We start from the raw sequence: 2219 nt of genomic DNA, 5'->3' as shown, positions 1-2219 counted from the left end.
GCCATGGCGCGAGTGATTGCCTCTTGGTTGCCGCGCTGCCCCACCTGCCACCGCACCAACCCCCACCGCGACTCACGTCGCCTGCTCGGCCTCCCCGTCCACCCATCGGGCCCCTGACGCAGTAGTGCTAGGCACCCTCGCCCGAAATGGCACGGTACCCAAGGCAGCCCTCTCGAAGGATGAACGTAGAGGTGCTCGGGTGGCTGGCAAGAACAAGGTCCTGGTCAACGGGATGACCGTGGTCACCGCGAAGAGTGGCGGCAGGGTCATGGGCATGCCCGACTTCTGCCAGGTCCCGACTCCCGCGGGACCTCAGTTGACCCCGTTCACCAATACGGCCGAGGCCAGCGACCTGGCGAAGGGTTCGACCAGCGTCACCATTGGCGACGCTCCGGTGTGCCTTTCCAACTCCTCGCTAGCATCTTCCACTGGCAACGAGGCGGGGACCCTGGGTGGCGTTGCGTCGGGCACCAACAAGGGTGCGGCCCAGCCTGTGAACTTCTCATTCGATGTTCGCATCAATGGTGCAAACGTCGTTCGGAACTTTGACCTCTTCACCCTCAACGACAGGAACGTCCCGCCCTTTCCGATAGTCCAAGACGTTGCGAGCGTCCCATCCCCCGGACAAGCGGCTGATCCTGACTTGCCGAAATGCCCGCACTGCCAGGCAACAACCCATCCAGGCGTCACCCCGAAGATGGGCAAGAACATCGGCAACTCCCGGACGCTCGGCAAGAACATCTTCAAAGGGGGTTCAAAGCATGCTCATCCCTGGTACACGGGTGAGTCATCACTTCAAGCCCATCACATCATCTGCTGCGAAGCGATGAACACCGTCACCTGGGCGAAGCTCTGCCGACTCTTTGGCTATGACATCGACCGCAAGCAGAATGGGGTCATGCTGCCGGCTCGGATGAATGTGGCGTGTCAGGTGATGGCGCCACTCCACCGCTCCAACCACTCTCTCGGCATGGTCGATGGCAGCGCCGACCTCGCCTATGTCGGCGCGGTCAAGAAGATGCTCATCCGCTACGAGAGCAAAGCCGCGCGCGGGGCCTACTGCAAGGAACCCACGAAGCTCGCCGAGCAACTCGATGCGACCAGTGCCGAGATTCTGAAGAAGGTGGCTGCATTCGAGTGGGCGCTGACCGCCGACGGGCGAGACTACGCGCCCAGTGGCGTCGGCTGTGGGGACGCCACCAGTATTCCGGCCAAGGAGGCGCGAAGAGCGTGCAGCAGGGGCCGGCGCCACGACATCCGACACCCCAGTCAAAGGCACGTCTTGACGTCGCGCACGCTATCTCCCGGAGGATGAACCCCGATGCAAGGCGACTACTTCGTCATCAGCCGCGCGAACACCCCCGCCCACCCGTTACTCGAGTGGGACCAGGACCCGTGGGAGTTCCGTCGGGGGACTCCCGTTGCCGCGACGCAGCCCGTCCGGTTGAGACTGGGCGATCCGGTGCCCGCTTCTCCTTCCATGGTGGACCATCACAGCCTGCCGGACCCTGTCTTCTCTGGCCGCGTGAAGGAGGTCCTGGAACGTCTCGCGATTTCCGGCTCACAGCTCGTGCCGGCGGATGTCCGCATGCCGAGCGGCGCCGTGCTCCGCTACTGGCTCCTGCACACCCATCAAGAGATTGCGTGCATGGACCGCGGCCTGTCGCGGTTCTCCATCGACCCCGATGGCGAGGTGCTGGGAATCGAGAAGCTCGTCCTCGATTCGAATGTGTTGAGGGCCGTCCCGGAGAGAGCGCGCCTGGTCTTCGCCCTGAAGGAAGACCTCGGCGTGCGGCTCTTTCACCGCTCTGTCGTCGAGGCGGTGCTGGGTGTCCAGCCACCACCGGAGGGCGTCCGCTTCTTCCCTGTGGCGGACTGGGATGACTCAGCCGACTTCCGGCCTTGAGCCTGCTCCATGGAGGCGAGCCCCACGAAAGAGGCCCTCACCCTCAGGCCCCGCCGCGCTTCAGCCGCTCCACGTAGTCCGCGGGCAACCCCGCCGCCTGTGCGCCCCGCACGAGCGCCTCCACGAAGCGAGGGCTCACCGGGCCGTCCTGCGCCGCGCGCCTCGGGTTGGTGACGAAGGCCGTGGCCTCCACCTCCTGCCCGTCCACGAGCACCTTCACCGTGCGCTCCACGCACATGCCCGTCACGAAGCCTTCCTTGTGCTGGACGATGGGCCAGTCCTGGCCCTGGATCTCGAAGAGGCGCCCGAACAC

At 65.0% G+C, this 2219-nt stretch carries 3 protein-coding genes; 2 read left to right on the top strand and 1 reads right to left on the bottom strand.

The window, feature by feature from the left end; translation table 11 throughout:
• The first annotated feature begins 199 nt into the window (after positions 1 to 199).
• Complete coding sequence (locus tag HUW62_RS46895; protein WP_163869782.1) at positions 200 to 1315, top strand: PAAR-like domain-containing protein; 1116 nt, start codon at positions 200 to 202, stop codon at positions 1313 to 1315.
• 6 nt (positions 1316 to 1321) lie between these two features.
• Positions 1322 to 1906, top strand: coding sequence for a DUF1629 domain-containing protein (locus HUW62_RS46890; protein ID WP_176438155.1), 585 nt, complete (start codon positions 1322 to 1324; stop codon positions 1904 to 1906).
• Positions 1907 to 1949: 43 nt separating this feature from the next.
• On the opposite strand, the gene HUW62_RS46885 is transcribed toward HUW62_RS46890, so the two are convergent.
• Positions 1950 to 2219: gamma-glutamylcyclotransferase (locus HUW62_RS46885; RefSeq protein ID WP_176438154.1), on the bottom strand; the 270-nt coding region annotated here is incomplete at its 5' end.

The organism is Myxococcus sp. AM011 (genome assembly GCF_013372595.1).
Classification (GTDB): domain Bacteria; phylum Myxococcota; class Myxococcia; order Myxococcales; family Myxococcaceae; genus Myxococcus; species Myxococcus eversor.
Note: the sequence above shows the minus strand (reverse complement) of the source record. Positions and strands in the feature narration are given on the sequence as shown.